The following is a 20,095-nucleotide window of genomic DNA, read 5'->3' on the forward strand; positions in this document are numbered from 1 at the left end:
CAGCCTCAACTCCGGTTGGCATCCTTGGGCGCAGGCTCATCAGCAGAACCCAACCGCCCGGAAGCCCACTCGGTAACCCGCCGAGCAACATCCTGGGCGGTCAACCCGATCCGCCCCAGAACCTCGTCCCGGCTCCCGTGGTCATGGAACGCCTGCGGAACAGCAAGATCCCGCACGGGAACATCGCATTCGGCATCCCGGAACAAGGCAGCCAAGGCAGACCCGAACCCCCCATGCCGCCCACTGTCCTCAACGGTAACGACAAGCTTGTGCTGAGAAGCCAGCGCAACAAGCTCAGCGGGCACGGGAAGAACCCACCGAGGATCAACGACAGTAACCCCGATCCCCTGATCAGCCAGCCGATCAGCAGCCGCCAACCCGAGCGTCGCAAAGGCACCCACGGTCACCAGCAGAACATCGGCACCGTCAGCCGGCCGCCGCAGCACATCGACGGTCCCGACCCGCTCGACGGCGGTCACGTCGGTCCCGACCTTCCCCTTCGAGAACCGCAGAGCGGTCGGCCCGTCCGACACCGCCACCGCCTCGCGCAGCTCCTCGCGGAGAGTGGCCGGGTCGCGAGGAGCAGCAACCCGCATCCCGGGCACCATCCCCAGCAGGGAGAGATCCCACATCCCGTGATGACTGGGCCCATCCGGCCCGGTGATCCCGGCCCGGTCCAACACCAGCGTCACCGGCAGCCGGTGCAGCGCGACATCCATCAGCACCTGGTCGAAAGCCCGGTTCAGGAACGTCGAGTAGATCGCCACCACCGGATGCAGCCCACCCATGGCCAACCCCGCAGCCGAGGTGACCGCGTGCTGCTCGGCGATCCCGACGTCGTACCACCGATCCGGGAACGCCTCGGCGAACTTGTCCAGCCCGGTGGACCGCAGCATCGCCGCGGTGATCGCGACGACATCGTCCCGCTCGGCCCCGATCGCCGCCAGCTCGGAACCGAACACACCGGTCCAGCTGGGCCCCTTCACCGGCGGCAGCCCGGTCTCCGGATCGATCGGGTCGGTCTGGTGCATCTGGTCGTGCTGGTTGTTCACCGCGGGCGCGTAGCCGTGCCCCTTTTCGGTGACGACGTGCACGATCACGGCGCCCCCGAAGGAGCGTGCACTCTGGAACGCCTTCTCCAGCGCGACGAGGTCGTGGCCGTCGACCGGGCCGAGGTACTTGAGGCCGAGGTCGGAGAACATCGCCTGCGGGCTCAGCGCGTCCTTCAGGCCGGCCTTCGCCGCGTGCAGCGCCGCGTAGATCGGCCGGCCGACGACCGGGGTGTGCCGCAGCAGCTCGCGGCCGCCGTCGAGCAGCCGCTCGTAGCCGGGCTGCAGGCGCAGCGCCGCGAGGTGGTCGGCCAGCCCGCCGATGGTCGGCGAGTACGAGCGGCCGTTGTCGTTGATCACGATGACGACCGGCCGCTCCTTGTGCGCGGCGATGTTGTTGAGCGCCTCCCAGCACATGCCGCCGGTGAGCGCGCCGTCGCCGACCACGGCGATCGCGTGCCGCCCGCCGCCGGCCAGCTCGAACGCCTTCGCCAGCCCGTCCACATAGGACAGACCGGCCGACGCGTGGCTGCTCTCCACCCAGTCGTGCTCACTCTCCGCGCGCGACGGGTAACCGGTGACACCGCCGGTCTGGCGCAGCAGGTCGAACCCCTCCGCGCGGCCGGTGACGATCTTGTGCACGTAGGCCTGGTGACCGACGTCCCAGACGATCGCGTCGCGCGGCGAGTCGAACACGCGGTGCAGCGCCAGGGTGAGCTCGACGACGCCGAGGTTCGGCCCCAGGTGCCCGCCCGCCCGCCGGACCTTGTCGACGAGGAAGTCCCGGATCTCGGCGGCCAGTTCGCCGAGGTCCTCGACACTCATGCGCTTCAGGTCCGCCGGTCCGCTCACGGACTCCAGCATCGTCACTCGTCTCCACCTCACTCGCTCGGTTCGGCCCAGTCTACGGAGACCCGCCAGCGCGGTTCCGCCCGCCGCGTCCGGCGTCACACCCGAGCGCGATCGCCGGTCAGCACCCGGGGTGAACCTCGTCTCGCCGCGTCGCTGTGGCGGTCACGCCGCGTGGCCACGAGAATGGGCGGCATGGCGGACTTCTTCATCGGCGGCGAGTGGGTGGACGCGGTGGACGGCGGGCGGCGCGAGATCCGCTGCCCGGCCGACGGCTCCCTGGTCGCGACGGTCGCCGAGGGTACCGCCAAGGACACCGAGGCCGCGATCGCGGCGGCGCGCCGGGCGTTCGACACCGGCCCGTGGCCCGGCACCCCCGCCCACCTGCGCGGCGACCTGCTACTGCGCACCGCGGACCTGCTCGACCGCGACGCGGAGGCGTTCGCCCGCGCCGAGTCGCTCGACACCGGCAAGCGCCTGGTCGAGAGCCGGTACGACATGGCGGACATCGCCGCCTGCCTGCGCTACTTCGGCAAGCTCGCGGCGCAGGACGCCGGGCGCGTGGTCGACACCGGCAACCCGGACGCGATCAGCCGGATCGTGCACGAGCCGGTCGGGGTCTGCGGGCTGATCACGCCGTGGAACTACCCGCTGCTGCAGACCGTGTGGAAGATCGCGCCGGCGCTGGCGGCGGGCAACACGTTCGTGCTCAAGCCGAGCGAGCTGACCCCGCACACCGCGATCCTGTTCCTCAAGCTGCTCACCGAGGCGGGCCTGCCACCGGGCGTCGGGAACCTGGTGCTGGGCGCGGGCGCGGAGGCCGGCGCGCCGCTGGCGTCGCACCCGGACGTCGACCTCGTGTCGTTCACCGGCGGCCTGGCGACCGGCAAGGTGATCGCCGCGTCGGCCGCGGCCACGGTCAAGAAGGTGGCGCTGGAGCTGGGCGGGAAGAACCCGAACGTGGTGTTCGCCGACGCCGATTTCGAGACGGCGGTCGACTACGCGCTGACGGCGGTGTTCCTGCACTCCGGCCAGGTGTGCTCGGCGGGGGCGCGGCTGATCGTGCAGCGCGAGTGGCACGACGAGTTCGTCGCCGAGCTGGTGCGCCGGGCCGAGCGGATCCGCCTGGGCGGCCCGTTCGACTCGCACGCGGAGACGGGCCCGCTGATCTCGGCGGCCCACCGGGCGAAGGTCGAGGCGTACGTGGCGGCGGCGCTGGCCGAGGGCGCGGTGCTGCGCACGGGCGGCCGCCGCCCGGACGACCCGGCGCTGGCCGACGGGTTCTACTACCTGCCGACCATCCTGGACCAGGTGAAACAGGGCTCGTCGGCGGTGGTCGACGAGTCGTTCGGCCCGGTGCTGACGGTCGAGACGTTCACCGACGAGGACGACGCGGTCCGCATCGCGAACGACACGCACTACGGCCTGGCGGGCGCGGTGTTCACCCAGGACGCGGGGCGCGCCCAGCGGGTGGCGGGGCGGCTGCGCCACGGGACGGTGTGGATCAACGACTTCCACCCGTACCTGCCCCAGGCGGAGTGGGGCGGCTACAAGCAGTCGGGCTTCGGCCGCGAGCTGGGCCCGACGGGGCTGGCCGAGTACACCGAGGTCAAGCACATCTACCAGAACCTGCGCCCGGCCCCGCAGCGCTGGTTCGCCGGCTGAGCATCGCCCGATCGGGAACCCCCGGACGGCCCAGCGCCTTATGCTGCCTCCACCGCGACGCAGGGAGGCCGGAGTGGACCAGCAGCGACCGGGGTTGCGTGGCCCGCGGGCCGTCCTGGCAGGACTGGCCGGTCTGGGCGTGATCGCCGGCCTGACCCTGCGGACGGCGGAGTACCCGGGGACGCTGCCCCCGGGAACCCCGGACCCGGAGCTGGACCTGGGCCTGCGCCTGGTGTGCGCGGCGGCGGTGCTGATCGCGGTGACGCTGGCGTACCTGACGTTCGCCCGCCACCAGGACGAGCCACTGGCGATGGCGTGCCTGCCGGGACTGGTGGTGACGGGCGTGATCCTGCGCCACCTGGTGGTGACGATCCCGGGAGTGACTCGCATCCAGCCGGCGGCGAGGGTGGTGCCGGGAGCGGGGTCGTGGGTGCTGCTGGTATCGGGGGTGGCGATGACGGCTGCGGGCCTGGCGGCGGCGTTCGCGGTACGCCGGGCGGGCTGAGCAGCGGGCTCGGGGTTGCAGACACCGCACCGCCAAGCCGCAGCGTTCGCGGCGCGCCGAGCGGCCCGAAGCCGGGCGCGCACAGCTCACAGCGGCGCTCACCCCCGTACGTCGGCCGAAGCACCGCATCCCTCCGGCGGGGGCGGCCCGACAGCAGCCACCCGCCGCCCTACCCCCTCACCGCCTTCCGGCCCAGGAACGCCGCCAACCGGTCCGCCGCCGTCGCGTCCGGCGCCGGCTCCACCTCCGGCCCGAACGGCCCGCCCGGCTGCCGCGGCGCCGCCCCGAACCGCGCTCGCCACTGCTCCAGCGCCTGCTCCGCCAACCCCGGCACCAGGTCCGTCGACACCCCCGTCGCGTCGGCGATGTCCCAGCCGTGCACCACGTACTCGTTCACCCTCATGTGCACCAGGAACACCCCCGGCACTTCGCCGAGCGGTGTCGTCACCTGGCGCGAGAACAACCCGGGCGAAGCCAGCACCGCACGGGCCGCCGCCACCGAGGCAGCGAACGACGAGGCCGGCGCCTCGCCCAGGTAGTCACCGTCCGGCGCCGGTGGGCCCGAGCCCGCCCAGAACGCCACCTTCGCGTTGCCGTGGGCCAGGTGGTTCACCACCGCGCGCACGTCCCATTCCGCGCACGCCGTCGGGAGCGCCCACTGGTCGGCGCGGATCGCGGACACCAGGGAACCCACCGTCGACGCCGCCAGGTCGAACTCGTCGAGAGGAGTCATGCGGCAAGTGTGCCGACCACCACCGACAAAAACTCACGACAGCAGCGCCACGCACTCCACGTGGTGCGTCATCGGGAACGCGTCGAAAGCGCGCAGGTCGGTCAGCGAGTACCCGTGGGACGCGAACGTCGCCACGTCCCGCGCCAGCGCCGCCGGGTCGCAGGCCACGTACACGATCCGGTCGGGCGCACCCGCCACGATCGACTCCACGACCGCCTTGCCCGCGCCCTTGCGCGGCGGGTCGAGCACCACCACGTCGACCGGCTTGGCCGCCGACGCCAGCACGTGCTCCACCCGCCCCGCGCGCCACGACACCTGCGGCAGGTCCTCGAGGTTGCGCTCGCCGTCGGCGACCGCGCGGCGGCCGGACTCCACCGCCAGCACGCGGCCCGACGATCCCACCTGCGCCGCCAGCACCGAAGCGAACAGCCCGACCCCGGCGTAGAGGTCCCAGGCCGTGCCGCCGGACGGCGCTTCCGCCCACTCCCCCACCACCGCGGCGAACGTCGACGCCGCCGCCGGGTGGACCTGCCAGAAACCGTGCGCGTCGAGGCGCCAGTCGCGGCCCGCCGCGTGCTGGACCGCGACGCCACCCGTCAGCTGCCGGGCGCGGACCTTGCCGCGGACCGTCGACAGCTCCCGCACGTGCAGCTCGCCGTCGCCGTCGGTCGTGACCTCCAGCTCGCTGCCCGGCCGCCAGCGCCGCGCCAGGACGTCGTCGAGCTCGCCCGGGACGGCGATCGGGCAGTCGTCCAGGGCCACCACCCGGTGGCTGTGGTGCGCGCGCAGGCCCGCGCGCCCGTCGCGGCCGGCGACCAGCCGGACGCGGCTGCGCCAGTCCAGCGGCCCGCCGTCGAGGGCCTCCACGACGACCTCGCGCTCGATCCCGGCCAGCCGCTGCAGCTGCTCCGCCACGACCGACGCCTTGAGCGAACGCTGGTAGTCCGGCGAAGCGTGCTGCCAGTCGCACCCGCCGCAACCGCCCGGCACCGCGAGCGGGCACGGCGGCGGAACCCGGTGCGGTGACGGGGAAAGCACCTCGACGGCGTCGCCGCGGCAGAACGAGCCGCCGTTGTCCTCGGTGATCTCGACGCGGACCTGCTCGCCCGGCAGCGCGTGCCGGACGAACACGACCCGGCCCTCCGCGCGGGCGACGCAGTGGCCGCCGTGCGCCACCGCGCCGACCTCGACCTCGAGGACGCGGCCCAGCCAGCTCGTCATTCGGCGGGCTCCTTGGGCTTCGGCGCCGCGACGGGCTTGCCGTTGGGCGAGAATCCGCGGCGGACGTCGCCCGCGGCCGGGCGTTCGTTCCGGACCCGCGCGGCCGCCTTGGCCGACGACTCCAGCTGCCACGGCACGCTGGCCACGATCACGCCGGACTGGAACAGCAGGCGGCCCTTGAGCCGCAGCGCGCTCTGGTTGTGCAGCACCTGCTCCCACCAGTGCCCGACCACGTACTCCGGGATGAACACGGTGACCACGTTGCGCGGGTTGTCACCGCGCACGCGTTTCACGTAGTCGAGGACCGGCTTCGTGATCTCGCGGTAGGGCGACTCGACGACCTTCAGCGGCACCTTGAAGTTGTGCGCGTCCCATTCGGCGGTGAGCTTTCGGGTGTCGGCATCGTCCACATTGACCGTCACGGCTTCCAGGACGTCCGGGCGCATCGCCTTGGCGTAGGCCAGGGCGCGCAGCGTCGGCCGGTGCAGTTTGGACACCAGGACGATCGCGTGGTTGCGCGAGGGCAGCACGGTCGGGGTGTCGCCGAGCTCCTTCAGCTCGTCGGCGACGCGGTCGTAGTGCCGCCGGATCGCCGTCATCAGCACGAAGATGGCCACCATCGCGGCGATCGCGATCCAGGCGCCGAGCAGGAACTTCGTGATCAGCACGATCACCAGGACGGTCGCGGTCATGGTCAGGCCGATGGCGTTGACCGTCTGCGAGCGCCGCATCCGCCGCCGCGCGCCCGGGTCGGTTTCCCTGGCCAGCAACCGGTTCCAGTGCCGGATCATGCCCGCCTGGCTCACCGTGAACGACACGAACACGCCCACGATGTAGAGCTGGATCAGCCGGGTCACCTCGGCGTCGAACGCGATGATCAGGACCAGCGCGAACGCGGCCAGGAACAGGATGCCGTTGGAGAACGCCAGCCGGTCGCCGCGGGTGTGCAGCTGCCGCGGCAGGTAGCGGTCCTGCGCCAGGATCGAGCCCAGCACCGGGAAGCCGTTGAACGCGGTGTTCGCGGCCAGCAGCAGGATGATGCCGGTGGAGAAGGAGATGTAGTAGAACGCCGGGGGGAAGTCGGCGAACACCGCGTGCGCGATCTGCGCCACGATCGTCTTCTGTTCGTAGCCGGCGGGCGCGCCGGCGAGCTGCTTCGCCGGGTCCTCGGCGAACTTGACGTCGGTGATCGTGGCCAGGGTGATGATGCCGACCAGCATGGTGACCGCGAGCAGGCCCATCATCAGCAGCGTGGTGGCCGCGTTCTTCGACTTCGGCTTCTGGAACGCCGGGACGCCGTTGCTGATCGCCTCCACACCGGTCAGCGCCGCCGCGCCGGAGGAGAACGCCCGCAGGATCAGGAACGCGTACGCGACACCCGCGAAGGTGCCTTCGGCGTTGAGAGTGAACCCGGCGCTCTCGGCCTTCATCTCGGTGCCGGTGGCCGCCTGCAGCAGGCCCCAGGCGACCATGACCAGGATGCCGAGGATGAACCCGTATGTCGGGATCGCGAAGGCCTTCCCCGACTCGCGGATGCCGCGCAGGTTCAGCGACGTCAGCACGACCACGATGACGATCGACGCGAGCACCTTGTGCTGCGCGACCCACGGGACGGCCGAGCCGATGTTGGCCACACCGGACGAAGTGGACACCGCGACCGTCAGGACGTAGTCGACCAGCAGGGCGCTCGCCACGGTGAGGCCGAACTTGCCGCCGAGGTTCGTGTTGGCGACCTCGTAGTCGCCGCCACCGCTCGGGTAGGCGTGCACGTTCTGCCGGTAGGAGGCGACGACGACCAGCATGACCAGGGCGACCATGATGCCGATCCACGGCGCGATCGCGTAGGCGGACAGTCCGGCGACGCTCAGCGTCAGGAAGATTTCCTCCGGGGCGTACGCCACGCTCGAGAGCGCGTCCGACGCGAAAATGGGCAGCGCGATGCGCTTCGGCAGGAGCGTGTGAGAGAGCCGGTCACTGCGGAACGGACGTCCGAGGACCAGGCGTTTCAGCACGGTCGGGAACTTCGACACCACGAAAGCGTAGCTGTACCGGGCACGGTAGGTTCGGCGCTGGTATGTCGGGGGTAAGACGGACGGGTAACCGCCGAGGAGGAGGCAGGGCGTGCACGTGGTGATCATGGGATGCGGCCGGGTCGGCGCGTCCCTGGCCGCTGCGCTGGAGCGGCTCGGCCACGAGGTGGCCGTCATCGACAAGAACCAGCAGGCGTTCCGCCGGCTCGGGAGCGACTTCCACGGCCAGCAGGTCGTCGGCGTCGGCTTCGACCGGCGGGTGCTGATCGAGGCGGGCATCGAGCGGGCGGGTGCGTTCGCGGCGGTGTCCAGCGGCGACAACTCGAACATCATTTCGGCCAGGGTCGCCCGCGAGAACTTCGGCATCGAGCACGTGGTGGCGCGGATCTACGACCACAAGCGCGCGGCCGTGTACGAGCGGCTGGGCATCCCGACGGTGGCGACCGTGCCGTGGACGACCGACCGGTTCCTGCGGACGCTGCTGCCGGACGGCGTGGCGTCGGCGTGGCGGGACCCGTCGGGCAACGTGGCGCTGCTGCAGCTGCCGCTGCACGAGGGCTGGGTCGGGCACTCGGTGCAGTCCCTGCAGCAGGCGACCGGCGCGCGGGTGGCGTTCATCATGCGTTTCGGCACCGGCGTGCTGCCGGACACGAAGACCGTGCTGCAGGCCGACGACGTCGTGTGGGTGGCCGCGCGGTCCGGCACCGTCACCGACGTCACCAGTGTGGCCCACCGGGAACCGGAGGACGAGGCATGAGGGTCGCGATTGCGGGCGCCGGAGCGGTCGGCCGTTCCATCGCCGCCGAGCTGATCGACGGCAGGCACCAGGTGATGCTGATCGAGCGCGAAGCCGACCAGTTCGAGCCGCACGCGGTCGAGCAGGCCGACTGGGTGCTGGGCGACGCGTGCGAGGTGTCGATCCTGGAGGAGTCCGGCATCGAGCAGTGCGACGTGGTGATCGCGGCGACGGGCGACGACAAGGCGAACCTGGTGGTCTCGCTCCTGGCGAAGACGGAGTTCGCGGTCCGGCGCGTGGTGGCCCGGGTGAACAACCCGGCGAACGAGTGGCTGTTCACCGACGCCTGGGGCGTGGACGTGGCGGTCTCGACCCCGCGGATGCTGGCGGCGATGGTCGAGGAGGCGGTGAGCGTCGGCGACCTGGTCCGGCTGATGACGTTCCGGCAGAGCAACGCGAACCTGGTCGAGCTGACGCTGCCGGCGGAGACGCCGCTGGCCGGGAAGCCGGTGAGCGAGCTGACGCTCCCGCGGGATGCGGCGCTGGTGACGATCCTGCGGGGCGATCGGGTGATCGTGCCGCAGCCGGAGGACCCGCTGGAACCGGGGGACGAGCTGCTGTTCGTGGCGACTGCGGATGTGGAGCCGGAGATCCGGACGGCGTTGGGTTACTGAGGACGTGGGAAAGGCCCCCAGCGGATTCGCTGGGGGCCTTTTTCGTGGTCCGGGCTTGCCTGCGGGGGTGCCGACGCCCCGGTGGGGTGTCGCGGCGGCCGAAACTGTCGGTGGCTGCCGGTAGCGTAAAGACCGGGGGTCCCCCCACGCGCGCGGGTTGTCAGGCGTCGGGGGCCTGGGCGTACTTCTCCCGCAGCCGGGCCTCGACCTGCGCGTCCGTCTCCGGGGCCGGCTCGGCTTCGGCGAGAGCCTTCAGCCGCTTGTCCGACCGCCGCACCGCCCACACCACCACCAGCAGGCCCAGCGCGTACAGCGGGTACCCCATCGCGATCTTCGCGAAGGCCAGCCAGCCCGTGTAGTCCTCCTGGTACAGCCACCGCTGCACCACGAACCTCGCCGCGAAGATCAGCGCCATCGCCAGCGTCGCGATGTCGTAGCCGTAGCGGGACGGCTTGTCGCGCCGCCACGCCTGGCCGGTTCCGTTGAGCATGTTCCAGACCACGCCCGCGATCGGCCAGCGCACCACCACCGACAGCACGAAGATGCCGCAGTAGATCAGGCTCGCGTAGATGCCGAACAGGAAGAAGCCCTTCGCCGACCCCGTCCGGTAGGCGATGAACGCCGCGATCGCGACGCCGAAGAAGCCCGAGATCGCCGGCTGCAGGGGCTCCTTGCGGACCAGCCGCAGCACCGCGATGGCCACCGCGCTGCCGATCGACGTCCAGATGGCCGCGGTCAGGCCGAAGAACGAGTTCGCCAGCACGAAGACGATCACCGGCACCGACGAGTAGATCAGGCCGGACACGCCGCCCATCTGCTCGAGCAGGGTCGGCTGCGGTTCTTCCGCGTCGTCGGTCTTCTTCTCGCTCGGGGCGGGTTCAGTCACGATGGGTGATCAACTCACTGGGCTCTGGAGCTCGTAATAGGGGTTGTACAGCACCTTCTGGCCGTCACGCTCGGCCATCCGGCCGCGCACCTTGATCGTCCGGCCAGGCTCGATGCCCGGGATCCGGCGGCGGCCGAGCCAGATTAGCGTCACGCCCTGTGTTCCGTCGAACAGCTCGGCCTCCAGCGTGGCGGCCTCGTTGGTCGGGCACAGCTCGACGCTGCGCAGCCGGCCCATCACGGTGACCTCTTCGCCCGAGCGGCAGTCGCAGGCCCGCTGCGCCCCCTCGGCGCCCGACCTCATCGACATCTCGTCGGCGTCGAGATCCTCGACGTCGCTGGTCAGCTTGCGTACCAGCCGGCTGAAGTAGCCGCCGTCTTTGGCGGACATAGGTGCTCCTGTGCTCCGGGGCCCGGCGACAAAACTGCTTGCGGCCCGTGCGATTCCAGCGTACTGCGGTCCCCGCCAGGGAAACGCCTTTGCGCAAAGATCGCAACGTGACGTCCGCAATCAGAGTTCCCGCCGCGGTGCTGCTGCCGGGCACCGGCTCGGACGAGGTGTTCGTCCGGGCCGTCTTCGCCGGGCCGCTGCGCGCCCTCGGTGTCCCGCTCATCGCGCCACCGCCGCCGCCGGGCGCGGCCCTCGCCGACGGCTACCTGGCCACCCTCGACCGGCTGGCGGACGAACACGGCGAACTGCTCGTAGGCGGCATTTCGTTCGGCGCTCACCTCGCCGCGGAGTGGTCCGTCCGCAATTCACACCGTTGCGGGGGCCTGCTGGCCGCGCTCCCGGCCTGGAACGGCCTCCCGGGCCTGGCACCCGCATCGCAGGCCGCGACGCTGACGGCGGACCTGGTGGCCGGTTCCGGCGTCGACGCGGCCCTGGCCCAGACCACCGGCAGCCCGGACTGGCTGCGGGCCGAACTCGACCGGGCGTGGCGCCGCCACGGCGACGGGCTGGCAGACGGCCTGCGTGTCGCCGCGGGCCGGCCGTCGCCCACCCTCGCCGAGCTCGCGGACCTGAACGTCCCCGCCGGGATCGGCACGTGCACCGACGACCCGATCCACCCGACGAAAGTCGCAGCGGAGTGGGCGGGCGCACTCCCCCGGGCGGCCCTCGGCGAGACGACGCTCACCGCGCTCGGCGCCGACCGCGAATCCCTCGGCCGGGCGACCGTCCTGGCCTTCCTCCGGGCGCTGGAAAAGCCGTGAAGGCCGCATCGAGGGGTTCAGCGTCCCTCGATGCGGCCTCCACGGGCACTCAGCCTTGCTGCTGCTGGGCCGCGATGTGCTCGGCGACCGCCTCGGGCAGCGTGATGGTCAGCGGGGTCCGGACCGGCATGGGCGCGTCGCCGCGGTCGACGATCGTGCGCCGCACGATCTCGCGCAGCACCTCGACGGCCGCGGCCGCCTCCGACTGCGGGCCGGCGATGACGCCGCGCAGCATCCAGCGCGGCCGGTCGATGCCGACGAAGCGCAGGGCGACGTCGCCGATGATGGCCGAGATCTCCAGGCCCCACGCGCCGCGGCCGATGGTGACCTTGGCGCCGTCGGCCCGCAGCTGGTCGGCCAGCTCGGAGCTGACCTCGCGCCACAGCCCGCCCGAGCGCGGCGCCGCGTACGCGCTGACCGTGATCTGGCCCTGCTCGGTGACGACGTGCACGGCCCGCACGCCCCCGGTCTCCGGGTCCATCTCGACCTGGACCTGGGAACCGTCGGGCACCGGCACCTTCACCGAGCCGAGGTCGATCCGCGGGATGCCGTCGTCCTCGAAGTCGGCGACGTCGAACGGGCCGTCGGAGACGTCCGACAGCTCCGGCCCGTCCTCGTCCTCGTACGCCTCGCCCTCGATCGTGTCGTCGGCCTCGGGCGCGGCGTGCCGTCCGGCGGACCCGCCCTCGGTCCGCCGCTTGCGTCCGAAAATCCCCACTACTTCTCCGTTCCTTCCCCCGTGGCGGCGCTCGCGGCGAGCGCCGGTGCTCCCAGTGTGGCGTGTCCACCCGTGGAGCCGTAGCCTCCGTCGCCCCGCTCGGTCGTGTCGAGCCGGTCGACCTCGACGAACTGCGCGTGCTCGACCCGCTGCACGACCAGCTGGGCGATGCGGTCGCCGCGCGTCAGCTCCACCGGGTGCACCGGGTCGTGGTTGATCAGGCAGATCCTGATCTCCCCGCGGTAGCCGGCGTCGATGGTGCCCGGGGTGTTCACCACGGAGAGGCCGACCCGGGCGGCCAGGCCCGACCGCGGGTGGACGAACCCCGCGTACCCGGCCGGGAGCGCGATCGCGACGCCGGTGCCGACGACGCCGCGTTCCCCGGGCGCCAGGACGATATCCGAGGTGGTGACGAGATCGGCCCCCGCGTCGCCCGGCCGGGCGTAGGCGGGCAGCGGGACATCCGGGTCGAGCCGGGAGAGGAGTACCTGAACGCTGGACACGGGCGGCGAGATTACTCTCTACCCGTGGGTGAATCAGCGAAGACGGCCGCGAACACCGCGGTCCGGCACTCCGAACGGCTGTACGTCCCGTGGTGGGGCTGGCCGCTGCCGGTGCTGGGGGCGGTCCTGCTCGCGGCCGAGATCGACCTCGGGTACCCGGGCATCCGGGCGTGGCTGCCGTACGTGATCGCGCTGCCGGTCGTCGTGGCCCTGCTGCTGTCGCTGGGCCGGTCGAAGGTCCGGATCACCGACGGTGACGAGCCGGAACTGTGGGTCGGCGACGCCCACCTGCCGCTGCGCTACGCGGGCGAGGTGGAAATCTTCGACAAGGACGCCAAGCGCAAGGCCCTCGGGCGCGACGGCGACCCGGCGGCCTACGTGCTGCACCGCGGCTGGGTCGGTCCGGTCGTGAAGGTGCACCTGACCGACGCGAACGACCCGACGCCGTACTGGCTGTTCAGCACCCGGCACCCGGAAAAGGTCGCCGAGCTGCTGAAAGGCGCCTGACCCGGCGGACATGGGAAGGGGGCCGGCCTGCCGGCCGGCCCCCTTGTCCCCAGCGCGCTCCGAGCCTCCCCGGTCTCCCTCGAGGCTCTTCGTCGCGTCTGTTCGTCCCCTGTGTCCGAGAACCCCTCTGCGTTTCTCAGGCGCAGTCGCGGCAGATCAGGCGTCCGCCGTTGTCCTCGGCCAGCCGGCTGCGGTGGTGCACCAGGAAGCACACGGAGCAGGTGAACTCGTCCGCCTGCTTCGGCACCACCTTCACGGTCATGTCCTCACCGGAAAGCCCGGAGAGGTCGGCACCCGGCAGCTCGAAGTTCTCGGCGGTCGCGTCCTCGTCGACGTCGACGACGCCGGACTGGTTCTCGTTCCGCCGGGCCTTGAGCTCCTCCAACGAGTCTTCGGCCAGCTCGTCGGCTTCGCTGCGGCGCGGAGCGTCGTAGTCGGTAGCCATGTGTCCCTCACCCCTGCGATCAGCTTGTGTAGTCGTTTTCCCGGACCCCCGGGTGCGCCCGTGGATCCGCCGTGCCGCTGGTCAACGTTCCAGGGCCCCTGTTTGTGCCCGACGGCCGAAGTGACCGAGGTCTCTTCTTTTCGGGCCTCTTCCTGCGGCCGGAGCCCGCGAAGGGTAGCTCACCGCTGTCCGGGTTCTGCAACGAGTCAGACATTGCCGGGGAATCGTCACCCGACAGGGGGAACCCGCAGGTAAGACGCGTTGTCGTCCGTTCGGGTTGCGCCCGGGTGGAGAACTTCACGCGCGGCCGGTGTCCGCTTGCCCCCGCCGCCCCCGCCGTGGTGCGATCGCCGGACGGGGATCGGTGCCGGGCGCGGCCCGGTACCGCAGGCAGAGCACGGGGAACCGGCCGGGTGACCCTGGACGACGCGCGCCGGCCGCAGCGCCTAGGCTGAGCGGCCACGACGGTGCTCGGGTCCGCACCGGCCGGGGTTCGGTGTTCGGGAAGGGACGGGCAGGTGGCGTCGGGGAACGGCATCGGGGACCGTGGGACGCGGCCGTATCGCAAGCACAAGCCGCTGCCGGCACTGATCGTGATCGGCGTGCTCGCCCTCGGCGCGATCATCGTCTGGGTGAACGCCGCGGTCGGCAAGGGCGACATCGACGACGCCGTGAAGTGCGACCCGCCGGCGAGCCCGCCACCGGGTGTCACGTTCAGCACCCTCCCGCACAACGCGCTCGACGACCGCGCGCCGGTCCCGCCGGACAAGGTCGCCTACCGGGTGCTGAACGCCTCCGGCAGCCGCGGCCAGGGCGGCATCACCACGACGGCCCTGCGCGAGATGGGGTTCACCGGCGCGGCCGAACCGGCCAACGACCCCGCGTACGAGAACCGCGAGGCCAAGTGCCGCGGCCAGATCCGCTTCGGCGAGAACGGCGTCACGGCGGCCCGGACGCTCAGCCTGGTGGTGCCGTGCGCCGAGCTGGTCCAGGACAACCGCAAGGACGCGAGCGTCGACCTGGTGACGGGCACGCTGTTCGGCGACATCCGGCCCCGCGCGGAGGCCCGCCAGATCATCACGCAGCTCGCCGACTGGTCGAAGGCCCACCAGGGCGGCGGCACGAACGAGCAGTCCGCGGGCGCCAAGGCGCCGGTCGTCGACCAGACGCTGCTGGCTTCGGCCCGCGACGTGGAGTGCTGACCCCGCTCCCGCCCCGCTCGCCAACCCGCGCCCGCGGGGGCGCCCCCCGTTTTCCACGCTACCGGACGGCACCGACAGTTTCGGCCGCTCCGCGCCTCGGCAGCGTCAATTCACGCGCCCGAAGGGTCGGCTCGCGTACCCGGAGGGTCAGTTGGCGTACCCAGAGGGTCGGTTCGCGTACCTGGACGGTCGGCTCGCGAGTCGACCCTGCAATCACGCGAGTCGACCTCCTGATCACGCGAGTCGACCTCCTGATCACGCGAGTCGACCCTCCAGGCACGCCAGCCGACCGTCCGGGGACGCAAGCCGACCGTCCGGGGACGCGAACCGACCGGCTGGGTACGCGAACTGACCGTCCCGGTCAGCGGGACAGGGTCAGACCTCCGCTGCGCCGCAGTCGGCCAGCACCTTCCGCAACGGCTCCGCGATCGACGGCGCCGCCGCGTAGGTCGCGTCCGCGCCCAGCTCCGGGGCCGACCCCGGCAGGGACACCTCCGCACCCGCCTCGGCCGCGATCAGCGCTCCCGCCGCCCAGTCCCAGCGGTTGAGCCCGTGCTCCACGTACGCGTCGAGCCAGCCCGCCGCCACCGCGCACAGGTCCAGCGACGCCGCCCCGTTGCGCCGGATGTCCCGCACCTGCCCGAGCAGCGAGGCCGCGAAGCGCGACTGGCGCGTCCGGCGCTCCGGCGAATACGCGAAACCGGTTCCGACCAACGTCACCTCGAGAGCCGAAGGCGAAGACACGGCAAGCCGCCGGCCGTCCAGGTACGCGCCCTGGCCGCGGGCCGCCGACCACACGCGGCCGCTCGCCGGCTCGACCACCGCGCCGGCCACCGACACCCCGCCGACCTGGGCCGCCACCGACACCGCGAACCACGGCAGGCCGTAGAGGAAGTTGACCGTCCCGTCGATCGGGTCGACCACCCACGTCACGCCATCGCCCGCCGCACCACCGCCTTCCTCGCCCAGCACCGGCTCCCCCGGCCGCAGCGAAGCCAGCCGCGAGCGCACCAGCTCCTCCGACTCGTGGTCCACCGCGGTCACCACGTCGGTCGCCCCGGACTTGGTCCCCACGGCCACCGAACGGCCGGCAGCCATGCCCTCCCACGCCTCGCGGACCAGGGTGGCGGCCTCCGTCGCGACCTGCACCGCGACGCTTTTCAGCAACGACTCGTCAACTCCCACGTCCGACATGTCACCACATCCGGTTAAAGTCTCCGAGGCAGGCTTCTGAATCGTGCGAGAAGGGACCACGTCCGTGGTGGAGGCGACCCGCCGAGGTTTCGGCATCGACATCGGCGGCAGCGGGATCAAGGGCGCCTTGGTCGACCTGGAAATGGGCCGGCTCATCGGCGACCGGATCCGGATCGAGACGCCGAAGCCGTCCACCCCGTCGGCGGTGGCGGACGTCGTGCACGACATCGTCACGCAGGCGGGCTGGGACGGCCCGGTCGGCGTGACGCTGCCCGCGGTCGTCAAGAAGGGCGTGGCGCACACCGCGGCCAACATCGACAAGCAGTGGATCGGCACGGACGCCGACGCGCTGTTCGCCAAGCGGCTCGGCCGCAGCGTCGACCAGATCGCGATGCTCAACGACGCCGACGCGGCGGGCATGGCGGAGATCCGCTTCGGCGACCCGGTCGCGCGCAAGGGCGTGACCGCGCTGCTCACCTTCGGCACCGGCATCGGCAGCGCCGTGTTCCAGGACGGCAAGCTCGTCCCGAACACCGAATTCGGCCACCTGGAGATCGACGGCCACGACGCCGAGAAGCGCGCGGCCGCTTCGGTGAAGGACAACGAGGGGCTTTCCTACCCCGAATGGGCCAAGCGCGTGCACCGTTACCTGACCGTGCTGGAGAACCTGATCTGGCCCGACCTGTTCATCGTCGGCGGCGGCGTCAGCAAGAAGGCCGAGAAATGGGTGCCGCTGCTGGACATCCGCACTCCGGTGCTGGTCGCGACGCTGCAGAACAACGCCGGGATCGTGGGTGCCGCGGCCGCCGCGGCCGAGGGCATCCAGCACTGATCCGGGGTCGATCCGGTACCGCCGGGAGTCGTTCCGGCACCGATCGCGACGGGCGATCGGGCACCGGAACCGGCCGGAGGGTGATCGCTTCGCACCGCATGCGCGTACCGTCGTTACAATGGAACACGGCCCACGGCTGCGGAGGGCAAAACCGCAGGCCGAGGCGTGATCCCCGAATGTGAGGCAGCAGTGGCCCCCCGGCCGTTGCTCGTCATGATCGACCGCTGCGAAAGGGCGTAAGTGGCAGCCGCAAGAACCGCAACCCGAGGCGGGACGAAGACAGCGACCGCAGCCGGCGAGCCGGCCGAAGAGGCAGCCACCGGGACGGCGAAGCCAGCGGCGCGCAAGACCACCACCGCCAAGAAGGCGCCGGCCAAGAAGGCACCGGCGAAGAAGGCCGCGACCAAGGGCCCGAAGACCGAGGACGGCGAGCCGGACGGTCCCGGCGAGCTCGAGGACGACGACCTCGGTGCGCCCGACCTGTCGGACCTGGAAGAGGTCGAGGTCGACGTCGTCGACGAGACGGTCAACGACGAGCCGGACACCGACTCGGCCGACGACGACGATGACGACGAGGAGTCGGACGAGGAGACCCCGGCGCAGCGTCGCCGCGGCGCCGCGGCCGACAAGGCGGCGAAGGGCTCCGACAACCCGGACTTCGTCTGGGACGAGGAGGAGTCCGAGGCGCTGCGCCAGGCGCGCAAGGACGCCGAGCTCACCGCGTCCGCCGACTCCGTGCGTGCCTACCTCAAGCAGATCGGCAAGGTCGCGCTGCTGAACGCCGAGGAGGAGGTGGAGCTGGCCAAGCGGATCGAGGCCGGGCTCTACGCCGCCGAGCGCGTGCGCACCGCCGAGGAGGAGGGCGAGAAGCTCGTCACCCAGATGCGCCGCGATCTCAAGTGGATCGTGCGTGACGGCGAGCGCGCCAAGAACCACCTGCTCGAGGCGAACCTCCGGCTCGTGGTCTCGCTGGCCAAGCGCTACACCGGCCGCGGCATGGCGTTCCTGGACCTGATCCAGGAGGGCAACCTCGGCCTGATCCGCGCGGTGGAGAAGTTCGACTACACCAAGGGCTACAAGTTCTCGACGTACGCCACGTGGTGGATCCGCCAGGCGATCACCCGCGCGATGGCCGACCAGGCGCGCACCATCCGCATCCCGGTGCACATGGTCGAGGTCATCAACAAGCTGGGCCGCATCCAGCGCGAACTGCTCCAGGACCTCGGCCGCGAGCCGACCCCGGAAGAGCTCGCGAAGGAAATGGACATCTCCCCGGAGAAGGTCCTGGAGATCCAGCAGTACGCGCGCGAGCCGATCTCGCTGGACCAGACCATCGGCGACGAGGGCGACTCGCAGCTCGGCGACTTCATCGAGGACTCCGAAGCGGTCGTCGCGGTCGACGCAGTGTCGTTCACGCTGCTGCAGGACCAGTTGCAGTCGGTGCTGCAGACGCTGTCCGAGCGCGAGGCGGGCGTGGTCCGGCTGCGCTTCGGCCTGACGGACGGCCAGCCGCGCACGCTCGACGAGATCGGCCAGGTGTACGGGGTGACCCGCGAGCGCATCCGGCAGATCGAGTCGAAGACGATGTCGAAGCTGCGCCACCCGTCGCGGTCCCAGGTGCTGCGGGACTACTTGGACTGATTTCTTGGCACGAAAGGGAAAACCCCGTCACCTTGGTGGCGGGGTTTTCCCGTTCCGTGGATCTTGGAAGAAGATCACCCCTTTCTTCCAGGAGCCTTCATGAAGATCGGCATCGGACTGCCGAACCAGGTCCGCGACATGCGTCCGGACGTCATCCCCGCCTGGGCCGCGAAAGCCGAGGAAGCCGGGTTCTCCACCCTCGGCACGGTCGGCCGGATCGCCTACCCCGGCGTGATGGACACCGTCGCGCTCGCCGCCGCGGCCGGCGCCACCAGCCGCATCGGGCTGATCAGCAACGTCCTCCTCGGCACCGTGTGGCCGCCCGTGCTGCTGGCGAAGGAGATCGCCGGCATCGACGGGGTCTCCGGCGGCCGGCTCACCCTCGGCATCGGGATCGGCGGGCGCGAGGACGACTTCGTCGCCGACGGGCTCGGCCCGAAGGGGCTCGGCAAGCGGATCGACGCCGACCTCGAGGTCTACCGCGACGTGTGGACCGGCAAGCCGGTCGGCGGCGGCGACAACCCCGCGGTACCACCGGGCACCCGCGAGGTTCCCCTGCTGTTCGGCGGGTTCGCCCCGAAGGCCCTCGCCCGGATGGCGAAGTGGGGCACGGGGTACGTCGGCGGTTCGGTGCCGCCGGAAATGGTCGCCGGGGCGTTCGACCAGGCTCGCGCCGCGTGGCGGGACGCCGGGCGCGCGGGCGAGCCGCGGCTGGTCGCCATCGCCTACTTCGCCCTCGGTGCGCCCGATACCGGCCGCGAGAAGGTGCGCGACTACTACAGCAACATGGGCGACGCGGCCGACTTCATCGCTTCCGGCGTGCGCACCACCCCGGAAGCCGTGCGGGACGCGGTCAAGGCCTTCGGTGACCTCGGTGCGGACGAGCTGATCTTCAACCCCGCCACCGACGAGCTCGACGACATCGCCCGCCTCGCGGACATCGTCACGCCCGGCCGGTAAGCACCGTCCACAAAGGATGGCCGGGGGAAGCTCGCCGCGCGACGGGTCAGGGCACGGCCAGCCCGCGCTCCCGCAGCGACTGCTCGACGCGCAGGCGTTCGATCTCCCGGTCCATCCCCTCGGGCAGCTCCCCCAGCCGGTGCGGGACGCCGACCTGGCGGCAGGCCACGGTGAGGAGTTCGTCGTACGCCTGCCGGGTGCCGATCCGGCGCGCGGCCGGCGTCCCCGACGGGTAGCCGGCCAGCAACCGGTGCACCCGCCGCAGGTCCGCGGCGACGCGTTCGATCGGCGGGCCGTCCGGCTGCGGCTCCGCCCGCCTCGACCGGATCCAGGCGACCAGCTTCGGGACGCGCAGCGCGCACCAGAACAGCACCGTGGGCGCGAGGCAGACCACGATGAAGAGGATCAGGTTCGCGAGGACGCCACCGGAGCCGTCCATCCCCCGATGGTAAGCCCGCCACCCCCGCCCCGCGGAGGGCTTTTCGCGTGATTGAAGGGTCAGCACGCGTGATTGGAGAGCCGACTCGCGTGATT

20 protein-coding genes and 1 pseudogene are annotated in these 20,095 nt (G+C 71.6%); 10 read left to right on the top strand and 11 right to left on the bottom strand.

The window, feature by feature from the left end; genetic code table 11:
- Positions 1-5: 5 nt before the first annotated feature.
- Positions 6-1,919 (bottom strand): 1-deoxy-D-xylulose-5-phosphate synthase, encoded by a 1,914-nt coding sequence (gene dxs / locus AB0J55_RS41095; RefSeq protein WP_364261909.1) that lies wholly within the window; start codon positions 1,917-1,919, stop codon positions 6-8.
- 174 nt (positions 1,920-2,093) lie between these two features.
- On the opposite strand from dxs, the gene AB0J55_RS41100 reads away from it, so the two are divergent.
- A complete protein-coding gene (locus AB0J55_RS41100; protein WP_364261912.1) occupies positions 2,094-3,563 on the top strand; it encodes an aldehyde dehydrogenase family protein in 1,470 nt (489 codons plus the stop codon).
- Positions 3,564-3,636: 73 nt separating this feature from the next.
- The gene (locus AB0J55_RS41105; protein ID WP_364261915.1) at positions 3,637-4,068 is read left to right on the top strand and encodes a hypothetical protein; all 432 of its coding nucleotides are present in this window, start codon (positions 3,637-3,639) and stop codon (positions 4,066-4,068) included.
- A 169-nt stretch (positions 4,069-4,237) separates the two neighbouring features.
- On the opposite strand, the gene AB0J55_RS41110 is transcribed toward AB0J55_RS41105, so the two are convergent.
- Genes AB0J55_RS41110 through AB0J55_RS41120 form a run of 3 tightly spaced genes read right to left on the bottom strand, consistent with a single transcriptional unit; the run spans position 4,238 to position 8,052 of the window.
- A complete protein-coding gene (locus tag AB0J55_RS41110) occupies positions 4,238-4,801 on the bottom strand; it encodes a TIGR03086 family metal-binding protein (protein WP_364261918.1) in 564 nt (187 codons plus the stop codon).
- A gap of 33 nt (positions 4,802-4,834) precedes the next feature.
- On the bottom strand, positions 4,835-6,022 hold the full coding sequence (locus tag AB0J55_RS41115) for a class I SAM-dependent RNA methyltransferase (protein WP_364261921.1): 1,188 nt from the start codon (positions 6,020-6,022) through the stop codon (positions 4,835-4,837).
- Positions 6,019-8,052 (bottom strand): APC family permease, encoded by a 2,034-nt coding sequence (locus tag AB0J55_RS41120; RefSeq protein ID WP_364261924.1) that lies wholly within the window; start codon positions 8,050-8,052, stop codon positions 6,019-6,021. The genes AB0J55_RS41115 and AB0J55_RS41120 overlap by 4 nt, the downstream gene beginning before the upstream one ends.
- An 82-nt stretch (positions 8,053-8,134) precedes the next feature.
- On the opposite strand from AB0J55_RS41120, the pseudogene AB0J55_RS41125 reads away from it, so the two are divergent.
- A pseudogene (locus tag AB0J55_RS41125) lies at positions 8,135-8,809 on the top strand (TrkA family potassium uptake protein); the annotation flags it as partial.
- Positions 8,806-9,462: a TrkA family potassium uptake protein gene (locus tag AB0J55_RS41130; protein WP_003067924.1), complete on the top strand. Its 657-nt coding sequence runs from the start codon at positions 8,806-8,808 to the stop codon at positions 9,460-9,462. The pseudogene AB0J55_RS41125 and the gene AB0J55_RS41130, both read left to right, overlap by 4 nt.
- A gap of 160 nt (positions 9,463-9,622) precedes the next feature.
- Here the strand turns inward: AB0J55_RS41130 and AB0J55_RS41135 are convergent, their stop codons facing one another.
- Complete coding sequence (locus tag AB0J55_RS41135) at positions 9,623-10,348, bottom strand: DUF3159 domain-containing protein (RefSeq protein WP_364261927.1); 726 nt, start codon at positions 10,346-10,348, stop codon at positions 9,623-9,625.
- A 9-nt stretch (positions 10,349-10,357) separates the two neighbouring features.
- Positions 10,358-10,738, bottom strand: coding sequence for an OB-fold nucleic acid binding domain-containing protein (locus tag AB0J55_RS41140; protein ID WP_003074944.1), 381 nt, complete (start codon positions 10,736-10,738; stop codon positions 10,358-10,360).
- Positions 10,739-10,875: 137 nt separating this feature from the next.
- Here AB0J55_RS41140 and AB0J55_RS41145 point away from each other — a divergent pair, with 137 nt between their 5' ends.
- Positions 10,876-11,559 (top strand): alpha/beta hydrolase, encoded by a 684-nt coding sequence (locus AB0J55_RS41145; protein WP_364262121.1) that lies wholly within the window; start codon positions 10,876-10,878, stop codon positions 11,557-11,559.
- Positions 11,560-11,608: 49 nt separating this feature from the next.
- Here the strand turns inward: AB0J55_RS41145 and AB0J55_RS41150 are convergent, their stop codons facing one another.
- The gene (locus AB0J55_RS41150; protein WP_364261931.1) at positions 11,609-12,277 is read right to left on the bottom strand and encodes a DUF3710 domain-containing protein; all 669 of its coding nucleotides are present in this window, start codon (positions 12,275-12,277) and stop codon (positions 11,609-11,611) included.
- Positions 12,277-12,780, bottom strand: a complete 504-nt coding sequence (dut, locus tag AB0J55_RS41155) for a dUTP diphosphatase (RefSeq protein WP_364261934.1) — start codon at positions 12,778-12,780, stop codon at positions 12,277-12,279. Before dut ends, AB0J55_RS41150 begins: the two co-directional genes overlap by 1 nt.
- A 24-nt stretch (positions 12,781-12,804) precedes the next feature.
- On the opposite strand from dut, the gene AB0J55_RS41160 reads away from it, so the two are divergent.
- Positions 12,805-13,287, top strand: coding sequence for a DUF3093 domain-containing protein (locus AB0J55_RS41160; protein ID WP_364261937.1), 483 nt, complete (start codon positions 12,805-12,807; stop codon positions 13,285-13,287).
- A gap of 136 nt (positions 13,288-13,423) precedes the next feature.
- Here AB0J55_RS41160 and AB0J55_RS41165 read toward each other — a convergent pair whose 3' ends face one another.
- Positions 13,424-13,732, bottom strand: a complete 309-nt coding sequence (locus tag AB0J55_RS41165; RefSeq protein ID WP_013224476.1) for a DUF4193 domain-containing protein — start codon at positions 13,730-13,732, stop codon at positions 13,424-13,426.
- Positions 13,733-14,250: 518 nt separating this feature from the next.
- Here AB0J55_RS41165 and cei point away from each other — a divergent pair.
- Complete coding sequence (gene cei, locus AB0J55_RS41170; RefSeq protein WP_364261940.1) at positions 14,251-14,934, top strand: envelope integrity protein Cei; 684 nt, start codon at positions 14,251-14,253, stop codon at positions 14,932-14,934.
- Between the two features lie 375 nt (positions 14,935-15,309).
- On the opposite strand, the gene AB0J55_RS41175 is transcribed toward cei, so the two are convergent.
- Positions 15,310-16,128, bottom strand: coding sequence for an inositol monophosphatase family protein (locus tag AB0J55_RS41175; RefSeq protein ID WP_364261946.1), 819 nt, complete (start codon positions 16,126-16,128; stop codon positions 15,310-15,312).
- 67 nt (positions 16,129-16,195) lie between these two features.
- On the opposite strand from AB0J55_RS41175, the gene ppgK reads away from it, so the two are divergent.
- From ppgK to AB0J55_RS41190, 3 genes are all read left to right on the top strand, one after another.
- The gene (ppgK, locus tag AB0J55_RS41180) at positions 16,196-16,960 is read left to right on the top strand and encodes a polyphosphate--glucose phosphotransferase (protein WP_364262124.1); all 765 of its coding nucleotides are present in this window, start codon (positions 16,196-16,198) and stop codon (positions 16,958-16,960) included.
- Between the two features lie 240 nt (positions 16,961-17,200).
- Positions 17,201-18,601 (top strand): RNA polymerase sigma factor, encoded by a 1,401-nt coding sequence (locus tag AB0J55_RS41185; protein WP_364261949.1) that lies wholly within the window; start codon positions 17,201-17,203, stop codon positions 18,599-18,601.
- Between the two features lie 99 nt (positions 18,602-18,700).
- The gene (locus AB0J55_RS41190; protein ID WP_364261952.1) at positions 18,701-19,561 is read left to right on the top strand and encodes an LLM class flavin-dependent oxidoreductase; all 861 of its coding nucleotides are present in this window, start codon (positions 18,701-18,703) and stop codon (positions 19,559-19,561) included.
- A 46-nt stretch (positions 19,562-19,607) separates the two neighbouring features.
- Here the strand turns inward: AB0J55_RS41190 and AB0J55_RS41195 are convergent, their stop codons facing one another.
- Positions 19,608-20,000: a hypothetical protein gene (locus tag AB0J55_RS41195; protein ID WP_364261955.1), complete on the bottom strand. Its 393-nt coding sequence runs from the start codon at positions 19,998-20,000 to the stop codon at positions 19,608-19,610.
- Between the last annotated feature and the right edge of the window lie 95 nt (positions 20,001-20,095).

The organism is Amycolatopsis sp. NPDC049688, from assembly GCF_040674975.1.
Classification (GTDB): Bacteria; Actinomycetota; Actinomycetes; order Mycobacteriales; family Pseudonocardiaceae; genus Amycolatopsis.